General features: G+C 70.7%; 22 protein-coding genes. 14 read left to right on the top strand and 8 right to left on the bottom strand.

All coding sequences use genetic code 11. The features are described 5' to 3' along the window. Together ACFWRO_RS25800 and ACFWRO_RS25795 are read right to left on the bottom strand one after the other, a co-directional pair. Nucleotides 1-175, bottom strand: a 175-nt coding sequence (locus ACFWRO_RS25800; RefSeq protein WP_384513690.1) for an SOS response-associated peptidase family protein, incomplete at its 3' end; no start/stop codon positions are given. Nucleotides 176-309: 134 nt separating this feature from the next. Beyond that, nucleotides 310-1,896 carry a carboxylesterase/lipase family protein gene (locus ACFWRO_RS25795; protein WP_384513687.1) on the bottom strand — a complete coding sequence of 529 codons (1,587 nt, stop codon included), beginning with the start codon at nt 1,894-1,896 and terminating at the stop codon, nt 310-312. 223 nt (nt 1,897-2,119) lie between these two features. Between ACFWRO_RS25795 and ACFWRO_RS25790 the strand changes: the two genes are divergently transcribed. Then, entirely contained in the window at nt 2,120-2,611 is a 492-nt protein-coding gene (locus ACFWRO_RS25790; protein WP_384513686.1) for a DUF2975 domain-containing protein, read from the top strand. Further along, nucleotides 2,611-2,832 (top strand): helix-turn-helix domain-containing protein, encoded by a 222-nt coding sequence (locus tag ACFWRO_RS25785; protein ID WP_384513685.1) that lies wholly within the window; start codon nt 2,611-2,613, stop codon nt 2,830-2,832. Before ACFWRO_RS25790 ends, ACFWRO_RS25785 begins: the two co-directional genes overlap by 1 nt. A 100-nt stretch (nt 2,833-2,932) precedes the next feature. Here the strand turns inward: ACFWRO_RS25785 and ACFWRO_RS25780 are convergent, their stop codons facing one another. Together ACFWRO_RS25780 and ACFWRO_RS25775 are read right to left on the bottom strand one after the other, a co-directional pair. After that, nucleotides 2,933-3,226: a hypothetical protein gene (locus ACFWRO_RS25780; RefSeq protein WP_384513683.1), complete on the bottom strand. Its 294-nt coding sequence runs from the start codon at nt 3,224-3,226 to the stop codon at nt 2,933-2,935. A 182-nt stretch (nt 3,227-3,408) separates the two neighbouring features. Further along, a complete protein-coding gene (locus ACFWRO_RS25775) occupies nt 3,409-4,956 on the bottom strand; it encodes an alkaline phosphatase D family protein (protein WP_384513681.1) in 1,548 nt (515 codons plus the stop codon). Nucleotides 4,957-5,239: 283 nt separating this feature from the next. Here ACFWRO_RS25775 and ACFWRO_RS25770 point away from each other — a divergent pair, with 283 nt between their 5' ends. Then, nucleotides 5,240-7,405: a SpoIIE family protein phosphatase gene (locus ACFWRO_RS25770; RefSeq protein ID WP_384513679.1), complete on the top strand. Its 2,166-nt coding sequence runs from the start codon at nt 5,240-5,242 to the stop codon at nt 7,403-7,405. Nucleotides 7,406-7,590: 185 nt separating this feature from the next. On the opposite strand, the gene ACFWRO_RS25765 is transcribed toward ACFWRO_RS25770, so the two are convergent. Further along, nucleotides 7,591-8,103: a GNAT family N-acetyltransferase gene (locus ACFWRO_RS25765; protein WP_384513677.1), complete on the bottom strand. Its 513-nt coding sequence runs from the start codon at nt 8,101-8,103 to the stop codon at nt 7,591-7,593. An 84-nt stretch (nt 8,104-8,187) separates the two neighbouring features. Then, nucleotides 8,188-9,687 (bottom strand): carboxylesterase/lipase family protein, encoded by a 1,500-nt coding sequence (locus ACFWRO_RS25760; RefSeq protein WP_384513675.1) that lies wholly within the window; start codon nt 9,685-9,687, stop codon nt 8,188-8,190. 109 nt (nt 9,688-9,796) lie between these two features. Here ACFWRO_RS25760 and ACFWRO_RS25755 point away from each other — a divergent pair, with 109 nt between their 5' ends. From ACFWRO_RS25755 to ACFWRO_RS25745, 3 genes are all read left to right on the top strand, one after another. Continuing rightward, nucleotides 9,797-10,654 (top strand): MBL fold metallo-hydrolase, encoded by an 858-nt coding sequence (locus ACFWRO_RS25755; protein ID WP_384513673.1) that lies wholly within the window; start codon nt 9,797-9,799, stop codon nt 10,652-10,654. 3 nt (nt 10,655-10,657) lie between these two features. Beyond that, nucleotides 10,658-11,554: a LysR family transcriptional regulator gene (locus tag ACFWRO_RS25750; RefSeq protein WP_384513672.1), complete on the top strand. Its 897-nt coding sequence runs from the start codon at nt 10,658-10,660 to the stop codon at nt 11,552-11,554. Nucleotides 11,555-11,624: 70 nt separating this feature from the next. Then, the gene (locus ACFWRO_RS25745; protein ID WP_384513670.1) at nt 11,625-12,680 is read left to right on the top strand and encodes a tartrate dehydrogenase; all 1,056 of its coding nucleotides are present in this window, start codon (nt 11,625-11,627) and stop codon (nt 12,678-12,680) included. Nucleotides 12,681-12,751: 71 nt separating this feature from the next. Here the strand turns inward: ACFWRO_RS25745 and ACFWRO_RS25740 are convergent, their stop codons facing one another. Beyond that, nucleotides 12,752-14,119, bottom strand: a complete 1,368-nt coding sequence (locus ACFWRO_RS25740; RefSeq protein WP_384513668.1) for a cytochrome P450 — start codon at nt 14,117-14,119, stop codon at nt 12,752-12,754. Between the two features lie 95 nt (nt 14,120-14,214). On the opposite strand from ACFWRO_RS25740, the gene ACFWRO_RS25735 reads away from it, so the two are divergent. Then, nucleotides 14,215-15,222, top strand: a complete 1,008-nt coding sequence (locus ACFWRO_RS25735; protein WP_384513666.1) for a LacI family DNA-binding transcriptional regulator — start codon at nt 14,215-14,217, stop codon at nt 15,220-15,222. Between the two features lie 7 nt (nt 15,223-15,229). Here the strand turns inward: ACFWRO_RS25735 and ACFWRO_RS25730 are convergent, their stop codons facing one another. After that, the gene (locus tag ACFWRO_RS25730) at nt 15,230-15,925 is read right to left on the bottom strand and encodes a phosphatase PAP2 family protein (protein WP_384513664.1); all 696 of its coding nucleotides are present in this window, start codon (nt 15,923-15,925) and stop codon (nt 15,230-15,232) included. Nucleotides 15,926-16,180: 255 nt separating this feature from the next. On the opposite strand from ACFWRO_RS25730, the gene ACFWRO_RS25725 reads away from it, so the two are divergent. The 7 genes from ACFWRO_RS25725 (at nt 16,181) to ACFWRO_RS25695 (ending at nt 24,918) form a co-directional block, all read left to right on the top strand. Continuing rightward, nucleotides 16,181-17,839, top strand: coding sequence for an AMP-binding protein (locus tag ACFWRO_RS25725; protein WP_384513662.1), 1,659 nt, complete (start codon nt 16,181-16,183; stop codon nt 17,837-17,839). Nucleotides 17,840-17,860: 21 nt separating this feature from the next. Beyond that, nucleotides 17,861-18,358: an acyl-CoA thioesterase gene (locus ACFWRO_RS25720; RefSeq protein ID WP_384513661.1), complete on the top strand. Its 498-nt coding sequence runs from the start codon at nt 17,861-17,863 to the stop codon at nt 18,356-18,358. 103 nt (nt 18,359-18,461) lie between these two features. Further along, nucleotides 18,462-20,888, top strand: a complete 2,427-nt coding sequence (locus ACFWRO_RS25715; RefSeq protein WP_384513659.1) for a bifunctional salicylyl-CoA 5-hydroxylase/oxidoreductase — start codon at nt 18,462-18,464, stop codon at nt 20,886-20,888. 12 nt (nt 20,889-20,900) lie between these two features. Next, complete coding sequence (locus ACFWRO_RS25710; protein WP_384513657.1) at nt 20,901-21,935, top strand: carbon-nitrogen hydrolase family protein; 1,035 nt, start codon at nt 20,901-20,903, stop codon at nt 21,933-21,935. Then, nucleotides 21,932-23,044, top strand: a complete 1,113-nt coding sequence (locus ACFWRO_RS25705) for a cupin domain-containing protein (protein ID WP_384513655.1) — start codon at nt 21,932-21,934, stop codon at nt 23,042-23,044. Before ACFWRO_RS25710 ends, ACFWRO_RS25705 begins: the two co-directional genes overlap by 4 nt. A gap of 188 nt (nt 23,045-23,232) precedes the next feature. Beyond that, nucleotides 23,233-24,138, top strand: a complete 906-nt coding sequence (locus tag ACFWRO_RS25700; protein ID WP_384513654.1) for a fumarylacetoacetate hydrolase family protein — start codon at nt 23,233-23,235, stop codon at nt 24,136-24,138. A 72-nt stretch (nt 24,139-24,210) separates the two neighbouring features. Continuing rightward, nucleotides 24,211-24,918, top strand: coding sequence for an Asp/Glu racemase (locus ACFWRO_RS25695; protein ID WP_384513689.1), 708 nt, complete (start codon nt 24,211-24,213; stop codon nt 24,916-24,918). The last annotated feature ends 69 nt before the right edge of the window (nt 24,919-24,987 follow it).

Genomic DNA, 24,987 nt, shown 5'->3' with positions numbered 1-24,987 from the left:
CGCGGCGAACCTCGTCGTCTTCGGTCCGGGAGGTGCGTTCGAGAACGGCGTAGACCTCGTCGGTGGGCGCGACGTTCCAGCTGGGCTCCAGTCTTTCGTCGGGGCGCCAGTCGGTGACCTGGAAGAGTCGGGTCAGATCCTCGGGACTGCGGGTGGAGGTGTAGCGGCCGCACATACCGCCACTGTGCCACGGAGCGCGTCGCCCGGACATCAAGGTCTGGATCACCGCGTGGGACAGCGACCCCAAGTCGTACGTTTGGGCCAAGACCGCAGACTCGATCCTTCCCGACTCGGAGGACTATCGGAGGACTAGCGGTCGAGCAGCGGCAGCGCGGCGAAGGTGTGGTCCTGCCAGATCAGGCGCGAGGCTTCTTCCGGATAGGCGGCGGGGCGCGACAGGGTCTCCACGTCGAAGAGCTGTGCGACGCGCTCTCGGGGGTCGTAGATCGGCCAGCCCGGATCGCCGTGAGCCGCGAATGACGTCCACGCGGTCCGCATGCGCGCGGACAGCTCCTCCGCCTCCGGGGACGGGCTCTCGCCGATCAGCGCCGCGGGCTGGCCGCGGTCCAGATTGCCGAAGACCAGGGGCACGTCGAGCCCGTGGCAGGCGCCGAGGGCGCCGCCCATCCCCGGGGCGGACCAGGTCAGCTCGTAGACGTGGGCGCGGCCACCGGCAGCGGTCTGGGCCTGGGCGAGGTGGAGGGAGGGCATGCGGAACAACCAGTCGGAGTTGACCAGCTCGTAGAGCTCCTCCGGGCCCGCGGCGGGGAACGCCTCGCGGTAACGGTGTGCGGTGTCCCGGCCGGGGCCGAAGACGCGCAGCGCGGTCTCGGCCTGTTCCGGCGTGACCTGGCCGAGCACTCCGTCGAGCGCGGCCAGCAGCCGTGTTTCGTCGCGCGTGTGGCCGACGAGGAGTTCGATGTCCCGCCCGGCGCCGTTCGCCAGGGCCTGCCATGGGGTGACCCGCAGGGTGTCGCCGTCGATGACCGGCGAGAAGGGGATCGCCCGGTGAGCGACCGGCCCCCAGCGATCCGCCCAGCTGTTCGTCTTGGCGCTGACCGCGTCACCGGCGGCGGCCAGCCGGGTGGGGTCCACCTGCGACAGGTCGGCCACCGTGGGCCGTAGCCCCAGCTCGGCAGCGCATGCTGCGGCGATGTCGGCGGCCAGCTCCGGCGAGAAGAACGTGCCCTGCACGCTCTGTGCCACGGCCCGGCGGAAGAGCCCGGCCGCGCGCTCCGTCGCCAGCAGGGCGGCGACCGATCCGGCCCCCGCCGACTGGCCGAAGACCGTGACGCGGCCCGGGTCGCCGCCGAGGGCCCGGATGTTGTCACGTACCCATTCCAGGGCGGCGATCTGGTCCAGCAGGCCCCGATTGGCGGGCGCCCCTTCGATCTGCCCGTACCCCTCCAGGCCCACCCGGTAGTTGAAGGTCACCACGACGACGCCATCCCGTGCCAGGCGGCCGCCGTCGTACTCGGGAAGGCCGGACATGCCGATCGAGTAGGCGCCGCCCTGGATCCACACCATGACCGGCAGACCTGGGACCGGGCTCGGGTCGGGCGACCAGACGTTGACCGTCAGCCAGTCGTCGCCCGCGGCGTCCCGCGCCAGCGCGTCCATGCCGAAATGGCCACCCTGCGGGGGCGGCGGGCCGTACGACACAGCCGGCCGCACCCCGTCCCATCCTCGTACGGGCCGCGGTGCGGCGAAACGCAGCGGGCCGACCGGCGGCTCGGCGAACGGGATGCCGCGGAAGACCGCCACGCCCGCCTCACGGCTGCCGCGCAGCACCCCGCCCGCCACGCGGACCTCGGGCCGGGACCCGGAGGGACCGGAAGGGTCGGAGGGATCGGAAGGGTCGGAATGGTCGGACGGCTCGGACGCGCCAACGGTCATCACAGCTCCCTCACTGGGCGGCCTGAACGTTCCGGGATCATGCCCTGCCGCCCCGGCGCGCGCCAGGCAATTACGCAGGTGTCGCGGCACCGTAGAGATCGCCCGGCGGGGACGTGACCGAGAGCGTCTCGACTGGTGATCAATCGAGAACCGTTCCGGCTTTTCTTGCTTCGGCTATCGATATTCGATAGATTTCCATCGTAGCTCGATGGAAGGATGGATCATGGGAAAACTGGCCGTGGGTGCGCTGCGCGCCGTGCTCGTGGTGGTGCTCACCGGCACCGTGTTCGTGCAGGCTTTGATGGTGTGGGTGTTGGTCAGCGGGAGCGATCCGGAGGACGGGTCGATGCCGCTGACCCCGCTGCGGGTGATCGCGATCCTGGGCATGGTGTCGGCCCAGGTCGCCCTGGTCAGCGTGTGGCGGCTGGTGACGATGGTGCGGCGCGGAACCGTGTTCTCCCACGCCGCCTTCCGGTACGTCGACGCTGTGATCGGCGCGATCGTGGCGGCTGCGCTCCTGTGGTTCGCGGTCACGGCCATCAATGCGCCGGGCCAGCGGGAAGACCCGGGTGTCACCGTCATCATGGGCGGTGTCGGCCTGGCCATCCTGGGTGTGGCGCTCATCGTGCTCGTGCTGCGGATGCTTCTCGCCCAGGCCGTCGCGCGCGACGTCGAGGCGGCGCAGATGCAGGCCGAGTTGGACGAGGTGATCTGATGCCCATCCTCGTCGACATCGACGTGATGCTGGCCAGGCGGAAGATGTCCGTGGGCGAGCTCGCGGACCGCGTCGGGATCACGCCCGCCAACCTGGCGGTACTCAAGAACGGCCGCGCCAAGGCGGTACGTTTCGCCACGCTGGCCGCGCTCTGCGAGGTGCTCAAGTGCCAGCCGGGCGACCTGCTGCGCTGGGAGGGCGAGGACACCGCGGGCGGATGAACCGTGCCTGCCTCCCGGCGCGTCGTCCACGATCCCGCTCGCTCTTGCACCCAGGGCCGCGCGCGAGGAGAACCAGGGCCTTCCGGCCACTGGCCGTCGATCATGCCTCGGGGGCGAGGGGCCGGAGGTCGTAGAGGTAGGAGCGGTCGTTCTTGAAGCTGCGCCAGACGGTGGCCGGGGGTTCGGGTTCATCGGGGTGGCTGTCGAGGGGATGGGCGGTCACGAGGCCGTCGGCGATCTCGCAGTGCCAGCCGTCGGTCGGTGACCAGACACACCACACCTTGCCGTCCGTTCGGCGATAGGCGGGGCGGCCGTGGTGCTCGCCGTCGCGTTCGAAGCGGTAGCGAAGCCCGTCGATGTGGCGCACGAAGACGAAGGACGTAAGTGCCGTCATATCTTCGGCACCGTAGGGGACGGCGCTGCCGGCGGCTACGGAGTTCTGGGCGTAACCAGGTGCAGGGCGCCTCTCGCGGATCCTTCTTGAACAAGATCACCCGTCGCGCGCTCGCCGCCGCTGCTGTTCGTCCGGTGAAGGCAGGAACGGCAGCGGCGGTTCACGCTCGGCACTGGCGTCGGTCAGTCGGTGCTGCGCCGGTACTGGGCGGGTGACGTGGCGGTGCGCTTGTCCTCGTACGCTCCGACCCTGCCGCGGTCGACGTGGAACCTCGTCAGCGTCGAGATCCGCGCGTTCGGGTCGCGGCGGTCGGAGACCACCCGCATCTCCGTCGTCCAGCGGCGCGCGGTGACCTCGTGGACGTCGTAGCCGTAGCGGTCCCCCTCGAAGTACTGAAGATGCGGGTTGAGGCTTCCGAGCTCCGGGCCGCGTGCCGCGTTCCACTCGGGGCCGTAGGAGTCCGAGCACACCGCGTGGGCGGTGAACTCGGTTCCGATCACGGGTGAGTCGGGGTTCTCGAAGTCCGGGCGGATGTCGTCCACGAAGGCCGAGTGCCAGTCGCCGGTCACGACCACGAAGTCCTCGGTACCGAGCTTGTGCAGCTGCGAGAGCACCTCGGTGCGCTCGGCCCGGTAGCCGTCCCACTGCATGTCGTAGTAGTGGTCGCCGCCGGGGTTGTCCAGCTTGGAGAGCATGATCGAGTTGGCCCAGCAGTGCCAGCCACGGGCTCCGCGCGCCTGGTCGAGGAGCCAGTCGCGCTGGGTGGCGCCGAGGATCGTGCTGTCCGGGCGGTCGGCCCGGTTCCGGTACTGCCGCAGGTCGAGGATCGTCAGGTCCAGCAGGTCACCCCAGTTGCGGCGGCGGTAGATCTGCTGGTGCGGTACGGGGTCGCTGCCCACCATGCGGTGGGGCATGTGCTCGTACCACGCCTGGTACGCGGCGTCCCGACGGGCCAGGAACGCGGCGTCGTCGCGGCCGTCGTAGTAGCCCTGCACCTCGTGGTTGTCCCAGGTGAGGTACCAGGGGTGGGCGGCGTGGGCCGCGCGGAGGTCCGGGTCGCCCTTGTACAGGGCGTGCCGGCGCCGGTACGAGACGAGGTCGAACACCGCGGGACCCTCGTGGTCGCGCACGGTGCCGGAGTAGTTGCCGTTCTCGTAGATGTAGTCGCCGAGGTGCACGACGAAGTCGACGTCCTCGCGAGCGATGCCCCGCAGCGCCGAGAAGTAACCGTGCGCGAAGTGCTGGCAGTTGGCGGTGGCGAACCTGACCCTGTCGACGTGCCGGGCCGGCGCGGTCCTGGTGCGGCCGACCCGGCTGGTCCTGCCGAGCGCGCTGAAGGCGTAGTAGTACCGACGGCCCGGCTCCAGTCCGTGCACGTCGACGTGCACGCTGTGGCCCTGGGCCGCGGACGCGGCGACGGTGCCTCCCGCGACCTTCCGCCGCAGCTCCCGGTCGGACGCGACGACCCACCGCACCGGCACGGCGTCCGGCAGCGCCTGCTCGTCCGCCAGCGGCTCCGGGGCGAGCCGGGTCCACAGCGAGACCGAGTGCTGCAGCGGGTCGCCGGACGCGACCCCCAGCGTGAAGGGCGCCGGGTCGTACGACGCTCCCAGCGCCTGTGCGGCCTCCAGCGCTTGAGCGGGGGAGAGCTTCGCGCTCAGCGGCCATACCGCGCCCAGTGCGCCGGCCACGGCGGCAGATCTGAGCAGGTCACGACGGTTCAGGGGCATGGAGGTGTCCTCCGGCTCTCAGTACGGAAAGTTGTCCAGCCAACTTGAGCAGCTGCAGGTGAACGTGGTGAGAAGCGCTTTCTATCGGAGAGGGGCGCGCCGCGGTCCGCGGGCCCCCGTGGTGCCGCCGCTCTGCGCGGACCCGGACAACCTCCGCGTGGGCCAGGGGAGTGCGGCTGCTCTGCCTGCCGAGCGGCGTCGGGGTGCGGACCCGCGCTGCCCAGTCGCTGGGTGATCCCTTGAGGGCGATACTGAAGGCCAGGCCTCGCCGCGTGGAGGCGACATGCGCGAACCGGAGTATGGGGGCCTGAGCCCTGCCTCGGTGTCCGTCAGCGACATGGCAGCGGTGGTCTTGGACGACGAGGGTGTGGTCCTCGCCTGTTCGGGGACGGCCGAGACGCTGCTGGAGTGCTCGCCGGGGCACGTGTGTGCGCCTTTGCTCGCGCTGCTTCCGGTCGGCGGAACGGTCGGCGGAACGGCAGCGGAGACCGGCGGGGATCGGTCAGGTCGGACGGTCGGCCTGGCGTTCGAGGTGGTCCACCTCGGGGCGTCGGCCGCACGTGGTTCCGGTGCGCGGTGGCTGGTCCTGGTCATGCCGGCCGAAGCCGCCGCGAGGGCGGGTGAGCGCGGCGACGATGCGGAGCGACGCAGGAGGGGGCTGTCCCACGCCGCCGCCGTGAGCATCGGCGCTTCCCTCGACGTGACCGAGATGGCCGAGACCCTCGTGGATCTGCTCGTCCCTGATTTCGCCGACCTGGCGACCGTGGACATCGCCGAGCAGGTGCTCGTGGGCGACGAGCCCCCGCACCTCGAAACCAGTGGCGACGTCCGCCTGCGCCGGACCGCCGCCGCGCAGAGTCCGGAGATATCCGCCGAGGACCTCCTGGCGGTGGGGGAGCCGCTTCCTCCCGTGTCGGACAGTGCGTTCATGAGTCCCCTCATGAAGGGACTGCCCGTGCTGGTGCCGGACGTCGCCCTCCTGCACGCGAGGCTCGGTGTGGATCGGGAGAGCCTGGCGTTGTTCGTCCCGAGCGGGGCGCACTCCTCCGTGGCGGTTCCGCTCTACGCGCGAGGTCTGATCCTCGGCTGCGTGACGGTCTGGCGCAGCCAGTTGCCTTCCGTGTACGGCGAGGAGGACGCCGCCCTGTTGCAGGACGTGGTCTCCAGGGCCGCGCTCGGCGTGGACAACGCGCGCCGCTACACGAAGGAACACCGGTCGGCGGTGGCCCTGCAGCGAAGCCTGCTGCCGCGCTCGGCCCTGGATTCCGCCGCCGCCGAGACGGTGGGCGTCTACCAGCCGGCGGGCGGCGGCATCGGAGTCGGCGGGGACTGGTACGACGTGATCCCCCTGCCGTCCTTGCGCGTCGCGTTCGTCGTCGGGGATGTCGTCGGCCATGGCCTCGATGCCACCGCGGGCATGGCGCGACTGCGGACCGCGGTGCGGACCCTCGCCGACCTCGACCTCGATCCGGGTGAACTCCTCACCCACCTGGACGACCTGGTGCTCGGTCTCGCCGGCGAGCAGATGGCCGGCGGATCCCGTGCCGAGACGGCGGTGCTCGGAGCGACGTGCCTGTACGCCGTCTACGACCCGGTGACAAGGAAATGCGCCGCTGCCACAGCGGGACATCCGCCGCCGGCCGTGCAGTCGCCCGGTGAGGAGCCGGTCTTCGTCGGCATGGTGCCGGGACCGCCGCTGGGAGTCGGTGGAATGCCTTTCGACGTCGCGGAGTTCGGCGTGCGCCCCGGCAGTGTGCTCGCGTTCTTCACGGACGGACTCGTCGAGAGCCGTGGCGGGGACATCGAGGAGGGGATGGAGAGACTGAGGAGCTCACTCGCCGATGCTGGTTCCGGTTCCGGTTCCGGTTCCGGTTCCGGTTCCGGTGCCGGTGCCGGTGCCGGTGCCGACGCGGACGCGGACGCCGACGCCGGTGCCGGCACGGACTCGAGCCGGGCCCTGGGCGAGATCTGCCAGAGCGTCGTCGACAGCGTGCTGCCGCAAGAGCCCTCCGACGACGTCGCCTTGCTGCTCGCCCGTACCCACGCGCTCTCGCCCGATCATGTCGCCGAGTGGGAACTCGAAGCCGACCTGTCCCTCGTCGCGCACGCCCGCGAGCTCGTGGTGGGCCGGCTGTCCGACTGGGAGTTGGACGAGCTGAGCTTCGTGACGGAGCTCGTCGTCAGCGAGCTCGTCACCAACGCCATCCGCTACGCGGGCGGCCCGGTCGGCCTTCGCCTGATCCGCGACCCGGACCGGGTACTCGTGTGTGAGGTGTCCGACCCCAGCAGCACCCAGCCGCGCCTGCGTCGAGCCCGAGAGACGGACGAAGGCGGGCGCGGCCTGTTCCTCGTGGCCCAGCTCGCCGACCGTTGGGGTAGCCGGTTCACTGGTACCGGGAAGACCATCTGGACCGAGCAGGCGATAGGGATTGGCGGCCCGCCGGTCTAGACGAGTGGCTCCGAAGTGATCAGTGGTCGTAGGCGATCAGGGATCGGTGATCGGTGCGCTGGTCTTGTTGTTGTGCCAGATCGCGGCAGCCATGGCCAGGACCCGTTGGGCGACCCGGACGGCGACGCTCTCGAACGTCCGTCCGCTTGAGGCCCTCGCCGCCTTGGTGGAGCCGAACGTGAGACTTACTCCAGTTCCTCCGCCAACAGGTCCATCAGCAGCCCGTCGTGCCAGCTGCCGTCCGGGCCGCGCTCGTACTGCCGCATGATGCCCACCGGGCGGAAGCCGACCTTGCGGTAGCACCGGATGGCGGCGGTATTGTCGGCGGCCGGGTCGATCACCAGTCGGCGGTATCCGTGATCATCGATCAGATGGCGTGCCAGGACGCGGACGGCGTCTGTGCCAAGGCCGCGCCCGTGCACCGCCGGGTCGAGATAGATGTCGATGTTGGCATGCCGGTAGTCCGGCTCGTCCTCGGCCCCCCACTGGATGGCGCCGACCACCCGGCCGCCGTGCTCGACCGCGAAGGTCCGGGCCCCGGGATCTTCGAGGTCCTCGGCCACGGCGGCCGTCAGGTCGTCGCCGCCCCGCCAGCGCGCGTACACCTCAGGCGTGGTCCGGATCGCGGCCAGCGCCGGGATATCGCCCACCGTCGACGGGCGAAGCGTCACCAGGGCTCCGTGCAGGACCGTCCGCATGTCACTGATCATCCCCGACTTCGGATCCACTCGTCCAGGTTCGGACCACTTGGTTCCGACGACCTCAGCCCGCTGCGCGTCCCTTCAGTGCGGCGTGAGGTGTGAGATGGCCGTGACGACGGTGTCGAAGCGCATGGTGGTGCGGGACTGCTGGTCGTACCGGTTCCAGTGAGGCATCGCCGGGTGGTTGGGGTCGCCGGTGCGTATGAACGAGATCCAGGCCTGGTGCATGGTCCTGGCGAGGCCGTCTCCGATCCTGGGGTCCATCCCCGCCAGGAACGGCGCGTGCGACCACTTGTCGAGATTGTCGAAGACGAACGGCAGGTCGAGGCAGTGCGGGGCGCCCAGGCGGCCGTCGTGCGCGGGGGTGGGGAAGTCGAACTCGTACGCCCACACCGGGCGGCCGCGTGCCGCCCGCCCTTCCGCGAACGCCAGGGTGGGCTTCCTGAACAGCTCGTCGGTGTTCAGGTCGATGAGGACGTCGATCGGCCGTGCGCCCGGGCGGGCGGCTTCGTACGCCGCGTACGCTTCGGCCGCGCCGTCGCCGAAGGAGTCCTGCGCGCGGCGGAGCACCTGTTCCTTGGTCGCCGACGCGTACGTCTCGCCCAGCGCGAAGCTGAAGGCGGCCTCCTCCCTGGTCCAGCCGATGAGTACGTCGATGTCGGCGCCCGGACCGTCGAGCAGGTTCTCGACCGGTTGCCGCGACGCCGTCGAGCCGTCGAGCACCGGCATGAACGGCGCGGTCCAGTGTCCCCATTCCGCGGTGGCCGTGAGGAGTCCGGCGGTGGCCTCGACCAGTCGCGGCCACGGCACCGTGCGCAGCTCGTCCTCGTTCTTCACGCCGACGATCTCGAGGTAGGCGGCGGTGCGGGCCAGGGACTCGGCAGGCGTGGCGAGGGGCATGGCGAGCGGGACGCTCTGGAGGATGGCTCGCCGGAAGAGGCGGCCGTCACCCCCATGGCCCGCGAGCGCCGCGGTGGAGACGGCGCCGGCGGACTGGCCGGCGACGGTGACGTTGTCGGGGTCCCCGCCGAAGGCGGCGATGTTGTCCTGGACCCAGCGCAGTGCGGCGAGTTGGTCGGTCAGCCAGACGTTGTGGTGCGCCGAGCCGTCGTCCGACGCGCAGGACAGGAGGCCGAGCGGTCCGAGCCGGTAGTTGAGGTTCACCACCACCAGGTCGCCGTCCCGCGCGAACGTCTCGCCCGAGTAGTTGGGCATCGCCCCGGACCCGGAGATGAAGGCGCCGCCGTGGATCCAGACCAGGACGGGACGGCGGGCGTCGTCGGTGCCGGGCGTCCACACGTTGAGCGTCAGACAGTCCTCGTCGAAGGGCGGGAAGCCGTGGCCTCCGAGTATCGGGTCGCCCTCGCGGACGGCCTGCGGCGCGCTCGGACCGTACGCGGTCGCGTCGAGGGTGTCGCTCCAGCCCTGATGCGGCTGCGCGGGGCGCCACCGGAGGGGCCCGACGGGCGGCGCCGCGTACGGCACGCCTCGGAACACGGCCAGGCTGCCTTCGACGGCGCCGCGGACCGGTCCCGAGCGAGTGTGCACGACGGGGCCGGTGCGGTCCTGAGTGAGACCCATGCGGTGCGTCCTTCCAGACCACTGATCGAGAGTCTTGCGCAACCGCAAGTTATTGCGAATTTGTGGCGGACGTCAATATTATTCGATCAATCATCATATGGAGGCTCGCATGGCGACGTGGCGCATCGGTACGACGACGATCCACAAGGTGCTGGAGGCAGAGGTGCCTGTTCCGGCCGCAGGAGCCTTGCGTACGGATGACACCGCGCTCCTGAAGAGGTACCCGTGGCCCGCTCCTGACTTCAGCAGGGCGGACGGCACCTTCGTGCTGTCGGTGCACGGGCTGGTCGTGGACACCGGTACGCGCAGGATCCTCGTGGACACGTGCGTGGGCAACGCGCGGGCGTCGGTGCCGTTCCTGCGCATGCTGGACACGGCGTGGCTCGAAGACCTCACCGCCCTCGGCTACCCTGCCGAGTCGATCGACACCGTGGTCTGCACCCACCTGCACTTCGACCACATCGGGTGGAACACCCGTCTGGTGGAAGGGAATTGGGTGCCGACCTTTCCGCGCGCACGTCACCTGGTCACACGCGTGGAGTGGGACCACTGGGCGGACGAGGCGGACGAGGCGGAAACCAACCTCCCCGACACGATGCAGCCCTTGATCGACGAGGGTCTCGTCGACTTCGTCGGAACCGATCACCAGGTGTGCGACGGCGTCCGCCTGGAAGCCGCCCCCGGGCACACCCCGGGCCAGGTCGCCGTCGTGGTCGAATCCGGCGCGGAACGTGCCGTGATCACCGGTGACCTCGTGCACCACCCCGTGCAGTTCATCGAACCCGATGTGGCCGGCGCCGCCGACGTCGACGCGGCGCAGGCCGCCGCCACCCGGCGGGCATTCGTAGAGCGGTACGCCGACACGGGAACGCTCGTGATCGGCACGCACTTCCCCGCCCCCACGGCCGGCCTGCTCCGGCGCGGCGGTGACGGGTCCGTACGCTTCGTCGCGGACGAGCTGCGCTGAACCGTGGACTTCCGGCAGCTGACGTACTTCCTCGCCATCGTGGACCACGGCGGTTTCACCCGCGCGGCCGCGGCACTCCACGTGTCGCAGCCGTCCCTGTCGCAGGCCATTCAGGCCCTGGAACGAGACGTGGACGGCCGCTTGTTCCATCGGATCGGCAGGAGGGTGGTCCTCACCGAGGCCGGTGGCGCACTCGTGCCACGGGCTCGGGAGGCACTGCACGCCCTGGAGCTGGCCCGGGCCAGCGTCGGATCCGTCCGTGAACTGCGCGGCGGGCGGCTGGAGATCGCCGCGATGCCCTCACCCACCATCGAACCTCTCAGCACCATGGTCCGGCGCTTCACCGAGCGCTATCCAGCGGTGTCGCTCAGCCTGCGCGTAGCCCTCACCCGCGAGGACGTGGTCGAGAGAGTACGCACCGGAGGCTGCGAACTCGGACTGCTGACGACCTCGCTGACGACCTCGTCGCCTCTGCCGATTCGGGACGTCGTCTCGCACCCAGTCGGAGACGACCGGCTGGTCCTGGTCACCCCGATGGACGGCCCCTTCCCGGCCGGACAGGCAGTTCGACGTGAACAGCTCGGAGGGCACCGGCTGATCGTCGGGCAGCGGGGGACCGGGATCCGCGCCTACGTCGACGACCTGAAGGCACAGGGCATCGACGTACGCATCGCGGTCGAGACCGAACACCGCATGGCCTTCCTGCCTTTGGTGCTCGGAGGCGTCGGACTCGCGGTGGTGACGGCATCCTGGGCCGAGCTGTCCGAGCGGGCCGGAGCCCTCGTCCTCGACCTGGAACCGGCCCCCGTCCAGCACAACGTCCTGGTGATCCGCAAGGCACAACTGACGCCCGCTGCCCGTGCCTTCCTGGAGATCGCCGTCCCGCCGGCCTCCTCATAGGAGACGCCTATGAGACAGATCGGAGATACGTGTTGGACCCGGACGACGCCCGGTTGCTGGAATGCGAGTCATGACGAACCACAGCATCGCCCTCATTCCCGGTGACGGCATCGGCACCGAAGTCCTCCCGTCGGCACGCGAGGTCCTCGACACCGTAGGGAAGCGCCACGGCGTCACCTTCACGTACGAGACATTCGACTGGTCCTGCGAGCGCTACCTCCGCCACGGATCGATGATGCCCGAGGGCGGCCTGGAGCAGCTCCGCCGTCATGACGCGATCCTTCTCGGCGCCGTCGGATACCCGGGCGTGCCGGATCACGTCTCGCTGTGGGGGCTGCTCATCCCGATCCGCCGGGCCTTCAGCCAGTACGTCAACCTCCGCCCGATCCGCGTGTTCGACGGCCTTCCCAGCCCCGTGCGCGCGGCCATGCCCGGCGAGGTGGACTTCGTGGTCGTCCGGGAGAACACCGAAGGCGAGTACAGCGAGATCGGCGGCCGGATGAACCGCGGGTTCCCCGATGAAATGGCCGTGCAGCAGGCCGTGTTCACCCGGGCCGGAGTGACCAGGGTCGTCGACTTCGCGTTCGGCCTCGCCGAACGGCGCGGCGGCCCCCTCACGTCGGCGACGAAGTCCAACGGCATCGTGCACACCATGCCGTTCTGGGACGAGCTGGTGGCCGAGCGGGCCGCCGAACACCCTGCGGTCGAGTGGCACCAGGAGCACATCGACGCGCTGGCCGCCAAGTTCGTCCTCGACCCCGCACGCTTCGACGTCGTCGTCGCGTCCAACCTCTTCGGGGACATCCTCAGCGACCTGGCGGCGGCGGTGGCCGGCGGCATCGGCATCGCACCGTCGGCCAACCTCAACCCGGAGGGCACGTACCCCTCCATGTTCGAACCGGTCCACGGATCGGCCCCCGACATAGCCGGGCAGGGCATCGCCAATCCGATCGGCGCGATCTGGTCCGCTGCCATGATGCTCGACCACCTCGGTCACCCCGAGGCCGCGGCCGACGTCACCGACGCCATCGCCCGCGTCCTGGCCACCACCCCGGTACGCACCCGTGACCTCGGCGGCTCGGCCTCCACCGCCGAATTCACCTCCGCCATCCTTCAGCACCTCTGACGGGGGCGTCGCGGCGTCGGGGCCTCCGGGCCGGTCATCTCCGGGGGCCTGGGGCCTCCCCCCCCCTCGTATCACCAGCCGTTCATCGAGTTCCACCAGCCCCACCGCTGCACAGTCGGGCCGCTGTCGGCTGCCCGCTCCTCCTGCCGCTTCTCCGGTACTCCCATCACCGTGTGAGTGGTCACGGGGGCTGCGGTGGCGGCCATCGGGTCGGGCGGGGGGAAGGTCACCGGTAGCTCGTCCGGGGTTCCGCGCCACAGGGCCGGCTGCCAGCGCAGATCGGGGTCGGAGACGACGGAGCGGACCGGGCTCAGCCGGCTCAGCAGGACATCCACGGCCGTCTCGACGATCGACCGGGCCACCTCCTTGGCGGGGCACCCGTGAGAACCGGTGCCCCAGGCCAAGTGGGCGCGCGTTCCGACGTCGTGCGAGCTGTGGACGAGGAGGTCGGCGTGGGCGGCCGCCAGGCAGGGGATGAGCAGGTCCCCGGCGCGTACCCGGCATCCCGCGAAGTCGATGTCGTCGCGCGCCCAGCGTCCGGCGATGTTGGGGACCGGCGAGCCGTCCCACAGCGCGCGATCGGTGACGTCCGTGACGGTCAGCCGACCCGTTGCCATCGCCGAACCCAGGCGGGCGTCGCCCAGCAGCAGGCGCATCGTCCCGATGATCCAGCCGATGGTGCTCTCCCCGCCCGAGCGGAGGATCGACGCCAGATTGTGGGCCACCTCGTCCTCCGTCAGGTGCGTGGCATGAGCCAGCAGCCATGACGTGAGATCCGGGCCGGGCGTCTCACGCTTCTCGGCGACCAGACGACGCATCGTCCCCATCAACTCGGCCTCGGCGCGGGCCGCGTCGTGGGCGCCGCCGGTGATCGAACCGAGCAGCGCGGCAAGCGTCCGCTCCCCGGGCCCCGGAAGTCCGATCAGCACCCTGAAGGCGTACCACACCAGGGGACGGGCGTACTGGGTGACGAGGTCCGCGGTGCCGTTCATGTCCCAGCCGTCCAGCAGCGCGTCGGCCTGCTGCCTGACGGCCCCGCGCAGCCGGCGCAGGTCGATGCCGTTCAAGGTGTCGGTCACGACCTGGCGCTGCCGGCCGTGTGCCTCGTCGTCGAGGCGGTCCAGGGCCGGACGCCAGCCCAGAACCGCCGACAGCGGAGAGTCCCCGGGCAGGGAGCCCTCGGCGATCGCGCTCCAGCGCCGAGCGTCACTGGAGAAGGCCTGCTCGTTCCAGACGAGCTCCAGCACCTCCTGGTAGCCCAGCACCAGCCAGGCCCCGACCCCCGGACCGATCTCCACGGGGGCCATCGCCCCCCAGCGCCGGCGCAGGGCCTCGTAGACGTGGCGCGGATCCCGGGCGAGCAGGTCGCCGTGCAGGGGAACCAGACCATGGTGTTCCGGGACCGGGCGTTCGTGCGGTGACGGATTGCTCTGATCCATCGGGGTCCTTTCAGGCGTCATTACGGGGCTATAACACGTGTAACCTTGCCGGGGAAGCGGTCGGCCGACCGGAAAGGCGAGCGAAGAAGGACGAAATGGCGAGAGAAACGCCCGGTGCCGCCTCGGTAACGAGCACGGACGTAGCGCGCCTGGCGGGGGTGTCCCGCGCGACCGTGTCCTTCGTGCTGAACAACACCCAGGGCCACCGGGTCGGCGACGGCACCAGGGCCCGGGTATTGGCCGCGGCCGAGAACCTCGGGTACGTGCCGCACGCCGCTGCCCGCTCCCTGCGTGCCGGGCGCAGCAACCTGGTACTGCTGCCGGCATCGGTCTCCGCGATCGGCAGCCTGGTCAGCGGCTGGGTGGACGAGCTGCAGAGCGAACTCGACCGCCACGGCTACACGACCGTGCTGCACACGGGCCGATTCCCCGATCCGGCGACCGCCGCGCGTTCGTGGGCGGAACTGAGGCCCGCGGCGGTGCTGGCCATGAACGGTGACCGGATCACCGGGGAGGCGGGCGACATTCTGCGCCGCGCCGGTGTGCGCGGGCTGCTCGCCGTCGCCGCCGGTCCCGTGGACGGGGTCCACACCGTCGTGTTCGACCACGGCCGTGTCGGCGAGGTCGCCGTGGAGCATCTCATCGCCCGGGGACGCAGCAGGATCGGTGTGGTCATGCCGCAGGAGCGTGGCCTCGACGCCTTCGGCGAGCCGCGGCTGGCCGGCGCCCAAAGGGTCGCCGCCCGGCACGCGGCCACCGTCACGCCGGTCGAACTCGCCTATACGCGCGAGTCCGCCACGGCCCTGGCCGCGCGCTGGGCGGACCTGGGTCTGGACGCGGTCTTCGCCTTCAACGACGAGTACGCCGCTCTCCTCATGCACGCACTGCGGAGTGCGGACATCGCAGTGCCGGACGAGGTCGCCGTCGTGGGCTGTGACGACCTCGTACCCTCCGCTCTGCAGCGGCCGCCGCTCACCACGGTCCGCCTGCACCTGCCCGCCGCGGCGACCGTCGCCGACACCCTCCACGTGCTGATCGAGCAGGATGCCGCGCCCGCGGTGCCGGAGGTAGAGGCTGAGCTGGTGCACCGGCTGAGCTCCTGAAACGACCTCAGTCACGGGAGACGGAGCCCTCACGGGCCAGCCCCCGTCTGAAGAGCCACCAGAACACCAAGCCGCCGCCGGCGCCGACCGAGGCGCCGGCCACGGTGTCGCTGAGCCAGTGGGCGTGCAGCCACGTACGGCTCCACATCATGGCCAGGGTGAACAGCGCGCCCGAGATCCACCATGCGCGCCGCCGCGCCGCCGGTACGAGCAGAGCGCCCACGATCACCACGAGGAGCGCCGCCCCGGCGGCGTGACCGGAGGGGAACGAGCCGTGATCCACCCGGACCATGGGGTTCTCCGGACGGGGCCGGTCCACCAGGTGCTTGAGGACCTGAACGACGGCCATGCTCCCCACCAGGTAGCTGGTGAGCAGATAGGACACGGACCACCAGCGCTTCCGCACGATCAGGAAGATCAGCAGACCGACGGGAACGACCACTCCCAGAGGCCCTCCGAACCAGTTCAGGACGGCTGCCAGGGCGGCCTGGACACCGCCGTGAGGGCCTGACATCCAGGTCAGCCAGTGCTCGTCCACCCCCTGGAAGGGCGGACGCTCGGGATGCCGCAGGACGGCGATCCCCAGCAGCGCGGTGACGAGAAGGAAGCAGATTCCCAGGTGAAGCGTGCCGGCTCGTGGGGGAGCCGGGACGGATGGGCGGTGCCCGGTGGCGGCCTGGGGAGCAACGGAAACAGCGGACATGGAAGCCTCTCGCGACCGGGGCGATGCCCGCGGCCCGTATCGGGTGTCACACGGCGGAAGAGCGCCGGGAAGGTGCCTGGCATGTTACACGTGTAACAGCTACCTGTCGGTGCGGGCGTCCGGCGTCCTCGTGTCGGCGAACGTCCGCGTAACACGCTGTTACCAAAATCGAGTATCGCGAATCATTGACGGTCGGAAGATTAGCGAGATACTTTCCCCACTCTCCCTGCTGCCCCGAGATTGAGGTGCCGCCCCATGGAGCTCTCCCCGTCTGCCCACGTCGATACGTTCTGTCGCGATCGGCTCCCGCCCGCTTCCCTCTGGCCCGAACTGCACTTCGACCTACCGGAGTTGTGCTACCCGGACCGGCTCAACTGTGCCGAGCGACTGCTCGACGATGCCGTCCGGCGCTGGGGGCCCGACCGGCCCTGTCTGCTGAGTCCCACGGAGCGGTGGACCTACGGCGACCTGCTGGAACGGGCCAACCAGGTCGCCCAGGTTCTCACCGAGGACTTCGGCCTCGTTCCCGGCAACCGGGTTCTGCTGCGCGGCCCCAACAACCCCTGGCTGGTGGCCACTTGGCTCGGGGTCCTCAAGGCCGGCGGTGTCGCCGTCACCACCATGCCGCTGCTGCGTGTCGGCGAGCTCGCGGAGCTCTGCGAGATCAGCCGGCCGACCGTGGCCGTCTGTGACCACCGCTACCTGGAGGAGCTCGCGGCCATCGGCACGTCCGGCCCGGCCGTGCTGGCCTACGGCGGTACGGGCGAGGGGGACCTGGTCGCGCGCTGCACGGCGAAGGACGGGCGGTTCTCCAGTGTCGCCACCGCGGCGGACGACGTGGCCCTGATCGCCTTCACCTCGGGAACGACCGGGCGGCCGAAGGCGACCCTGCACTTCCACCGGGACGTGCTGGCCAATGCCGACACCTTCTCCCGCCATGTCCTGCGACCCCATCAGGACGATGTCTTCACCGGAACCCCGCCCCTGGCCTTCACGTTCGGGCTCGGGGGGCTGGTGGTCTTCCCGCTCTCCGTGGGGGCGTCCACCCTGCTGATCGAGCAGGCCGCGCCGCGCCAGTTGGCCGATCTCGTGGCGGAACACGGAGTCACCGTGCTCTTCACCGCGCCCACCGCCTACCGGGCCATCATGGCGGCCGACGCGGTGGACCGGCTGGCGGGCCTGCGCCGCTGCGTGTCGGCGGGGGAGGCGCTGCCCGCGGCCGTGTGGGAGGAGTTCCACGCGGCCACCGGGCTGCGCATCATCGACGGCATCGGCGCCACCGAGATGCTCCACGTGTTCATCTCGGCCTCCGACGACGAGATACGTCCCGGCTCGACGGGCAGGCCCGTCCCCGGATACCGGGCCCGCGTCGTGGACGAGGCGGGTGAGCCCGTCCCGGACGGGCAGCCCGGCCTGCTCGCCGTGACCGGCCCCACGGGCTGCCGGTACATGGAGGACCCGCGCCAGAGTGTGTACGTCAAGAACGGCTGGAACATCACCGGCGACACCTACATCCGGGATGCCGACGGCTACTTCTGGTACGTGGCCCGCAGCGACGACATGATCGTCTCCTCCGGCTACAACATCGCAGGACCCGAGGTCGAGAAGGCGCTCGCCACCCATCCGTACGTCGAGGAATGCGGCGTCGTCGGAGCCCCGGACGACAAGCGCGGCATGCTCGTCAAGGCGTACGTGATCCTCCGGCCCGGTGTCGCGCCCGACGGGGCGACGGTCAAGGAACTCCAGGACCACGTGAAGCGAACCGTCGCGCCCTACAAGTACCCGCGCTCCGTCGAGTTCGTCACCGAGCTCCCGCGTACGAGCAACGGAAAGCTCCAGCGCGCCGAGCTGCGCAAGCGTGCCCAGCACGCCTCCGGGCACCCTGCCCAGCGCCCCACCCAGCACACCGCCTAGCGCCGAACGAAAGGCACGATCATGGACAACTCAAGCCCGCGGCAGGCGGATTCCTCGGCGACGGGCAGCTGCGCCGCGGGATGCCCCGAGGCCCTCGCGCAGAACCTGCCCAGCGTCGTCATCGAGCGGCGCGTCGAATGGCCCGACACGGACGCGGCCGGCCACTACCACCACTCCACGGTGGTGCGCTGGGTCGAGGCGGCGGAGGCGGTCCTGCTGCGGAGGCTTGGCCTCGCCCATCTCTTCGGCAGCACGCCCCGCGTCCACTTCGAGGCCGACTACCGGGCCCGGCTCTGGTTCGGCGAGACCGTCCGTACCGAACTGAAGATCACCAAGGTCGGAACCAGTTCCCTGCACTACGCCTTCACCGTCCGCGGTGAGGGGGACGAGCCGGCCGCCACCGGGCGCATGGTCATCGCCCACTCGGCTTCACGGGCCACCGGGTCCGCGGCCTGGCCCGATGACGTGCGGGAGGTCCTCACGAAGGCCGGTCCGCAAGCCCCCGAGCTCTTCGCGTGACCCGCGGCGACGAGTCGAACGTACTCCGCAGAATGTGTCGACTTCTTGACGCTCGCCAAATCAACGACATATTCTGCTGTTCGGAACCACTAGGAGGAACACCGTGCGTGTAGCAGTCATCGGGGGAGGGCCCGGCGGGTTGTACTTCGCGGCGCTGGCCCAGCAGCTCTCACCGGAGTGGGAGATCACGGTCTGGGAGCGCAACGCCCGCGACGACGCGTTCGGCTTCGGCGTGGTGTTCTCCGACGAGACGCTGGACGGCATCGCGCAGGCCGATCCCGCCGTGTTCGCGGCGATGTCCGCGGAGTTCGCCCGGTGGAGCGACATCGACGTCCGCTTCGGCGGCGAGGTCCACATCTCCGGTGGCCACGGCTTCGCCGCGCTCGACCGCAACCGGCTGCGGGAGATCCTGCAGAAGCGCTGCGCCGAGCTTGGGGTGGAGGTGCGCTACGGCACCGAGGCACCACCCGTCGAGGAGCTCTCCGCCGGGTACGACCTGGTGGTCGCCGCGGACGGAATCCGCTCCGCGGCCCGCGAGACGTACGCCGACAGCTTCCGCCCGGACCTGGACGAGCGCCACTGCCGCTACATGTGGCTCTCCACCGACCGCGTCTTCGAGGCGTTCACCTTCATCGTCGAGAAGGGGGAGTTCGGCAGCATCCAGGTCCACGCCTACCCGTACGACGACAAGCGCAGCACGTTCATCGTCGAGATCGCCGAGGACGACTGGCGGCGGGCGGGTTTCGAGGCGCTCGCCGACCGGGAGTTCGCGCGCGGCGAGAGCGACGAGGCGAGCGTCCGACGGTGCGAGGAGATCCTGGCCGACCACCTCGACGGCCACCGCCTGATCCCCAACGCCTCGAAGTGGATACGTTTCACCACGGTACGCAACGCCTCCTGGCGCCACGGCAACGTGGTCCTGCTCGGCGATGCGGCCCACACCGCCCACTTCTCCATCGGCTCCGGCACCAAGCTCGCCATGGAGGACGCCCTCGCCCTGGCCGCCTGCCTGCACGAACACCCGGACGTGAGCTCGGCGCTCGCCGCCTACGAGGCCGAGCGCCGGCCGGTGGTCGAATCCACCCAGCGAGCCGCCCAGGCCAGCCTCGAATGGTTCGAGAACGTCGGCCGCTACACGGCTCAGGAGCCCCCGCAGTTCGCCTTCAACCTCCTCACCCGCAGCCGCCGCGTCACCTACGACAACCTGCGCGTACGCGACGAGGACTTCACCACCGCGGTCGACTCCTGGCACGCCGACGGCAACGCGCTGACCGTCACCCGGCCCGGCGCCGCCGCCACCGTGCCACCCATGTTCCGCCCCTTCCGACTCGGCGGGCTGCTCCTGCGCAACCGGGTCGTCGTACCGCCCACCGCGCTCTACACCGCACGCGACGGAGTCCCCGGCGACTTCGACCTCGTCCACCTGAGCACCCAGGCGCTGGGCGGCTCCGGCCTGGTCCTCGCCGGAATGACCGCGGTCAGCGCGGACGGCCGGGCCTCCGCGGGCTGCCCCGGCCTGTACACGGACGAGCAGGAGGCCGCCTGGCGGCGCGTCACCGCGTTCGTGCACGGCCAGTCGGACACCTGCCTGGGCATCCAGCTCACCCACGCCGGCCGCCGTGCCGCGACGAGCGTCCCCCGCGCGGACGGCAGGTCCGTCCCGCTCGGAGCCGAGGGGTGGCCGCTCGTCGCCGCCTCCCCGCTGGCCTGGACCGACGGCGCCGTCGTCCCGCGGGAAGCGACCCGGCAGGACATGGACGACATCGCACGCGACTTCGTCGCCGCGGCCGAACGCGCCCACCGCGCCGGCTTCGACGTGCTGGAACTCCAGTACGGACACGGCCACTTGATGTCCGGGTTCCTCTCGCCGCTCACCAACGTGCGGACGGACGAGTACGGCGGGAGTCTCACCGGCCGGCTGCGCTTCCCCCTCGAAGTGCTGCGCGCGGTGCGCGCAGTCTGGCCCGAGGGCAAGGCCCTCGTGGTCCGCGTCTCCGCCGCGGACTGGGCCGACGGGGGCACCAGCGAGGCCGAAGCCGTGGAGATCGCCCGCGCACTCGGCGCGGCGGGCGCCGACGCGATCGACGTGTCCACCGGCGAGGTCGTCGCGCACGAGCGGCCCCGGTACGGCCGCAGCTACCAGACCCCGTACGCCGACCTGATCCGCAACGCCACGGACATACCCACCATCGCCGTCGGCGCGATCTCCACCTACGACGACGTGAACTCGATCATCCTGGCCGGCCGGGCCGACCTGTGCGCCGTCGGCCGCGCCCAGATCCACGACCCCCTGTGGACCCTGCACGCAGCCGCCGCCCAGGGCTACCACGGCCCGGCGGCGCCCTGGCCCGCCTCCTGGCGGGCGGGCAGCGGACGCCCCCCGGGTGCGCGCACCGACCGCGTTCCGCCCCGCCTCCAGCTTCTCCGCGCGGCCTCCGCCCCGGTGCACCAGCGCTGGGTTCCGCGCCTCCCCGCCGCCGCGACCGCTGCCGCATCCACCGCCGCGACCGCTGCCGTATCCGCCTGCTGACCTGGAGAACCGATGGACAATCTGCCACGCTTCACCGCCGCGGCCGTGCAAGCGGCTCCCGTGTACCTGGATGCCGCGGCGACCGTCGACAAGGCGATCGCCCTCATCGCGGAGGCGGCCGCCGGAGGCGCCGAACTGGTCGTCTTCCCCGAGGTGTTCGTCCCCGGCTATCCGTACTGGAACTGGACGATGAACCCGGTCCAGGGCTCACCCTGGTTCGAGCGCCTCTACCGCTCGGCCATCGATGTGCCGGGGCCGTACGTCGATCAACTGCGGGCCGCCGCACGCCAGTACGGGATCGTCCTCGTCATCGGCGTCAACGAACGCGGGCCGCACAGCCTCGGCGTCCTCTACAACACCCTGCTCACCATCGGCCCGGACGGTGAACTCCTCGGCGTGCACCGCAAGTTGGTGCCCACGTGGGCCGAGAAGCTCACTTGGACCGGCGGGGACGGCAGTTCGCTCAGGGTGCATCAGACGCCCGTCGGCCCGCTCGGCGCCCTCGCCTGTGGCGAGAACACCAACACCCTCGCCCGCTTCACGCTCCTCGCGCAGGGCGAACTGGTCCACGCCTCCTGCTACATCGCCCTGCCGGTGGCACCCGCCGACTACGACATGGCCGAAGCCATCGCCGTCCGCACCGCCGCCCACAGCTTCGAGGGCAAGGTCTTCTCCGTCGTGGCCTGTTCGACGATCTCGCCGGAGATCGTCGACGCCATCGCCGGGGACGACGAGGAGCTGCGCAAGCAGTTCACCCGCCCGCGCAGCGCCCTGTCCGGGATCTTCGGCCCCGACGGCCGCCCGGTCACCGAACCGCTCGTCGACGACGAGGGAATCGTCTACGCCGAGATCGACCTGGCCCGGTGCATCCAGCCCAAGCAGATGCACGACATCGTCGGCCACTACAACCGGTTCGACGTCTTCCAGCTCCACGTCGACAACCGCCCCCGCACCCCGGTGACCTTCGCGACGGATCCGGCGCACACCGCGGCACCGCACTCGAACGACGTCGCCGGCATCACCGGCATCACGAAGGAGGACGCATGACCACCGAGTACGACGACAGCCGGCTGGGCCGAGCACGGGTGTCCGACTCCCCTGAACTCACCGCGTTCTACGGCGAACTCGCCCAGCTTGAAGCCGGCGCGCTGTGGACCGTGGCCAACGACATCGAGCCCTGGTACCCCCAGCCGAAGTCCGTACCCGTGCTGTGGCGCTACAACGAACTGCGGCCCCTGGTCCGCAAGGCCCTCGACCTGGTCAAGGCGGACGACGCCGGCCGCCGCGTCGTGATGCTCGTCAACCCGGGCCGCAAGGACGTCAGCGCCGCCGTGGGCCTGCTCTACACCGGGCTCCAGATCATGGGCCCCGGCGAGGCCATGACCGCCCACCGCCACCAGGCCGCCGCCCTGCGCTTCGTCCACGAGGGCACCGGCGCCTGGACGATCGTCGACGGTCAGAAGCTGAAGGTCGGACCCGGCGACTTCGCCATCACCCCGAACGGCACCTGGCACGAGCACGGCAACGAGTCCGCCGACGCCCCCGTCATCTGGCAGGACGGACTCGACATCCCGCTGGTCAACGCCCTCGACGCGGGCTTCTACGAGGTCCACCCCGAGCTGTACCAGACCCCCGGAAAGGTCATCAACTCCTCAGTGCTGACGTACGGAGCGAACCTGCTCCCTTACGGCGTGGAGAAGTGGACCCGCCCCTACTCGCCGCTCCTGGCGTTCCCGTGGGAGCCCACGTACGAGGCCCTGCAGGGTCTCGCCAAGGCCACCGAGGGATCCCCGTACGACGGCGTGATCGCCGAGTACACCAACCCGGTCACCGGCGGCTCCGTCATGCCCACCATGGGCGCCCACATGCAGCTCCTGCGCCCCGGCCAGGCCACGCGGGCGCACCGCCACACCGGGTCGGTGATCTACACCGCCGCCAAGGGGCGCGGTGTCTCGGTGATCGCCGGACAGCGGTTCGAGTGGCAGCAGGGTGACATGTTCTGCGTCCCCTCCTGGGCCTGGCACGAGCACCACAACCTCGATCAGTCCGAGGACGCCTGCCTCTTCTCCTTCAACGACTTCCCCGTCATGCGCTCCCTCGGCTTCCACCGCGAAGAGGCGTACACCGACAACGGCGGGCACCAGCCCACCGTCTGAACCGCTCCGCCGTACCGGACGCCGCCGGCCCTGACACCGGCGCCGGTACGGCGGAGCACCGAGCCGGGCGCGGTTTCCATTCCCCGCACCGCCCCGGACCGGGGCGGTGGTGGAGCGACCTGAGTTCCACCACCGCCCTGTCCCCTCAGCCTCAACCCCCTTTTCCCATCACACGCAAGGAGCCCGCCATGCGGCTGGTCGCCTACACCCTCAATGACTCGCCCGAGCGCCTGGGCGCGCAGGTCGACGACCTCGTCGTCGACCTCGCCACCCTGGCCGCCCGGGCCGACGCACAACTGCCCCTGGATCTGCTGTCGTTCATCCAGGCGGGCGCGACCGCCCAGGACACCGCGCGTGGCCTGCTGGCCGGCGGTCCCGCGGCCTGGCCGGCCGAGGCCGTGCACCGGCTCGACGAGGTGTCGCTGCGGGCCCCGCTGCGCCCCGGCAAGATCATCGGGGTCGGACTGAACTACGTCGAGCACGTCGAGGAGTCCAGCCGAAGCCTGGACACCGACAAGGAGCGCCCCTCGCGCCCCGTGCTCTTCAGCAAGCCCGCCACGGCCGTCACCGGCCCCGGCCAGCCGATCCTGCACAACGCGGACCTGACCACGCAGCTGGACTGGGAGTGCGAACTGGCCGTCGTCATCGGCCGCACCGCGTTCCGGGTGAGTGAGGAGGAGGCGTACGACCACATCTTCGGCTACAGCATCGTCAACGACATCAGCGCCCGCGACCAGCGCCGCTCCGGCCAGTGGTTCTTCTCCAAGGGCCAGGACTCCTACGCCCCCTTCGGCCCCGCCGTCGTCACGGCCGACGAGATCCAGGACCCCATGGCCCTGGACCTCTCCCTGCGCGTCAACGGCGTCACCAAGCAGAAGTCCAACACCCGCCACATGCTCTTCCCCATCGCCCGCCTCATCGCCGACATCTCCTCCGGCGTCACCCTCGAACCCGGTGACGTCATCGCCACGGGATCGCCCGCCGGTGTCGGAGCGGGCATGGTCCCGCCGGAGTTCCTGCACCCCGGAGACACCGTCGAGGCCACGGTCGAAGGCATCGGCACCCTGACCAACCCCGTCGTCGACGCCCGCTGAGGAGCGACCGTGCCCGACCGCAACCCCCGCACCTACCGCATCGGCCAGATCGTGCCGAGCTCCAACGTCACCATGGAGACCGAGGTCCCCGCGATCCTGCGCGCCCGGGAGACCGTCGCGCCGGAACGCTTCACCTTCCACTCCAGCCGGATGCGGATGACCCACGTCACCCCGGAACAGCTCAAGGCCATGGACGCCGACTCCGACCGCTGTGCCGTCGAGCTCTCCGACGCGCACGTGGACGTCCTCGGCTACGCCTGCCTGGTCGCCATCATGAGCATGGGGCTCGGCTACCACCGCACCTCCGAGGAGCGGCTGCACCTGCGTACCGTGGAGAACGCCGCGCCGGCCCCCGTCGTCACCAGCGCAGGCGCCCTCGTACACGGTCTGAACACCCTCGGGGCGAAGAAGATCGCCCTGATCGCCCCGTACATGCGCCCGCTGACGAAGACCGTCGTCGACTACCTCACCCACGAGGGCATCGAGGTGCTCGACTACCAGGCCCTGGAGATCCCCAACAACCTCGACGTCGCCGCGCACGACCCCGCACGTCTTCCCGGGCTCGCCAAGGCCCTGGACCACAGCGACGCCGACGCCGTCGTGCTCTCCGCCTGCGTCCAGATGCCGTCCCTCGGCGCGATCGAGGAAGCCGAGCAGCTCCTCGGCAAGCCGGTTGTCTCGGCGGCCGTGTGCACGGCCCACCAGATGCTGCGCGCCCTGGACCTTCCGGCGACGGCCCCCGGCGCGGGCCACCTCCTGTCCGGCGCCTACGCGGAATGAGGATGGACTGCCGCCCCGTCGTCGCACACCCGGCCGTGACCCTGAACCTGGACGGTGCCCCGTCCTCCC

The organism is Streptomyces sp. NPDC058579 (genome assembly GCF_042718575.1).
GTDB lineage: Bacteria > Actinomycetota > Actinomycetes > Streptomycetales > Streptomycetaceae > Streptomyces.
This window is presented reverse-complemented; position numbering and strand designations above follow the sequence as displayed.

Bases quoted from the DNA above. Each gene is read 5' to 3' on its own strand.
- ACFWRO_RS25760 (WP_384513675.1), bottom strand. From the start codon at position 9,687: ATGGGTCTCACTCAGGACCGCACCGGCCCCGTCGTGCACACTCGCTCG.
- ACFWRO_RS25775 (WP_384513681.1), bottom strand. From the start codon at position 4,956: ATGCCCCTGAACCGTCGTGACCTGCTCAGATCTGCCGCCGTGGCCGGC.
- ACFWRO_RS25795 (WP_384513687.1), bottom strand. From the start codon at position 1,896: ATGACCGTTGGCGCGTCCGAGCCGTCCGACCATTCCGACCCTTCCGAT.
- ACFWRO_RS25730 (WP_384513664.1), bottom strand. From the start codon at position 15,925: ATGTCCGCTGTTTCCGTTGCTCCCCAGGCCGCCACCGGGCACCGCCCA.
- ACFWRO_RS25745 (WP_384513670.1), top strand. From the start codon at position 11,625: ATGACGAACCACAGCATCGCCCTCATTCCCGGTGACGGCATCGGCACC.
- ACFWRO_RS25710 (WP_384513657.1), top strand. From the start codon at position 20,901: ATGGACAATCTGCCACGCTTCACCGCCGCGGCCGTGCAAGCGGCTCCC.
- ACFWRO_RS25780 (WP_384513683.1), bottom strand. From the start codon at position 3,226: ATGACGGCACTTACGTCCTTCGTCTTCGTGCGCCACATCGACGGGCTT.
- ACFWRO_RS25700 (WP_384513654.1), top strand. From the start codon at position 23,233: ATGCGGCTGGTCGCCTACACCCTCAATGACTCGCCCGAGCGCCTGGGC.
- ACFWRO_RS25790 (WP_384513686.1), top strand. From the start codon at position 2,120: ATGGGAAAACTGGCCGTGGGTGCGCTGCGCGCCGTGCTCGTGGTGGTG.
- ACFWRO_RS25705 (WP_384513655.1), top strand. From the start codon at position 21,932: ATGACCACCGAGTACGACGACAGCCGGCTGGGCCGAGCACGGGTGTCC.
- ACFWRO_RS25740 (WP_384513668.1), bottom strand. From the start codon at position 14,119: ATGGATCAGAGCAATCCGTCACCGCACGAACGCCCGGTCCCGGAACAC.
- ACFWRO_RS25755 (WP_384513673.1), top strand. From the start codon at position 9,797: ATGGCGACGTGGCGCATCGGTACGACGACGATCCACAAGGTGCTGGAG.
- ACFWRO_RS25725 (WP_384513662.1), top strand. From the start codon at position 16,181: ATGGAGCTCTCCCCGTCTGCCCACGTCGATACGTTCTGTCGCGATCGG.
- ACFWRO_RS25720 (WP_384513661.1), top strand. From the start codon at position 17,861: ATGGACAACTCAAGCCCGCGGCAGGCGGATTCCTCGGCGACGGGCAGC.
- ACFWRO_RS25770 (WP_384513679.1), top strand. From the start codon at position 5,240: ATGCGCGAACCGGAGTATGGGGGCCTGAGCCCTGCCTCGGTGTCCGTC.
- ACFWRO_RS25735 (WP_384513666.1), top strand. From the start codon at position 14,215: ATGGCGAGAGAAACGCCCGGTGCCGCCTCGGTAACGAGCACGGACGTA.
- ACFWRO_RS25765 (WP_384513677.1), bottom strand. From the start codon at position 8,103: ATGCGGACGGTCCTGCACGGAGCCCTGGTGACGCTTCGCCCGTCGACG.
- ACFWRO_RS25785 (WP_384513685.1), top strand. From the start codon at position 2,611: ATGCCCATCCTCGTCGACATCGACGTGATGCTGGCCAGGCGGAAGATG.
- ACFWRO_RS25695 (WP_384513689.1), top strand. From the start codon at position 24,211: ATGGAGACCGAGGTCCCCGCGATCCTGCGCGCCCGGGAGACCGTCGCG.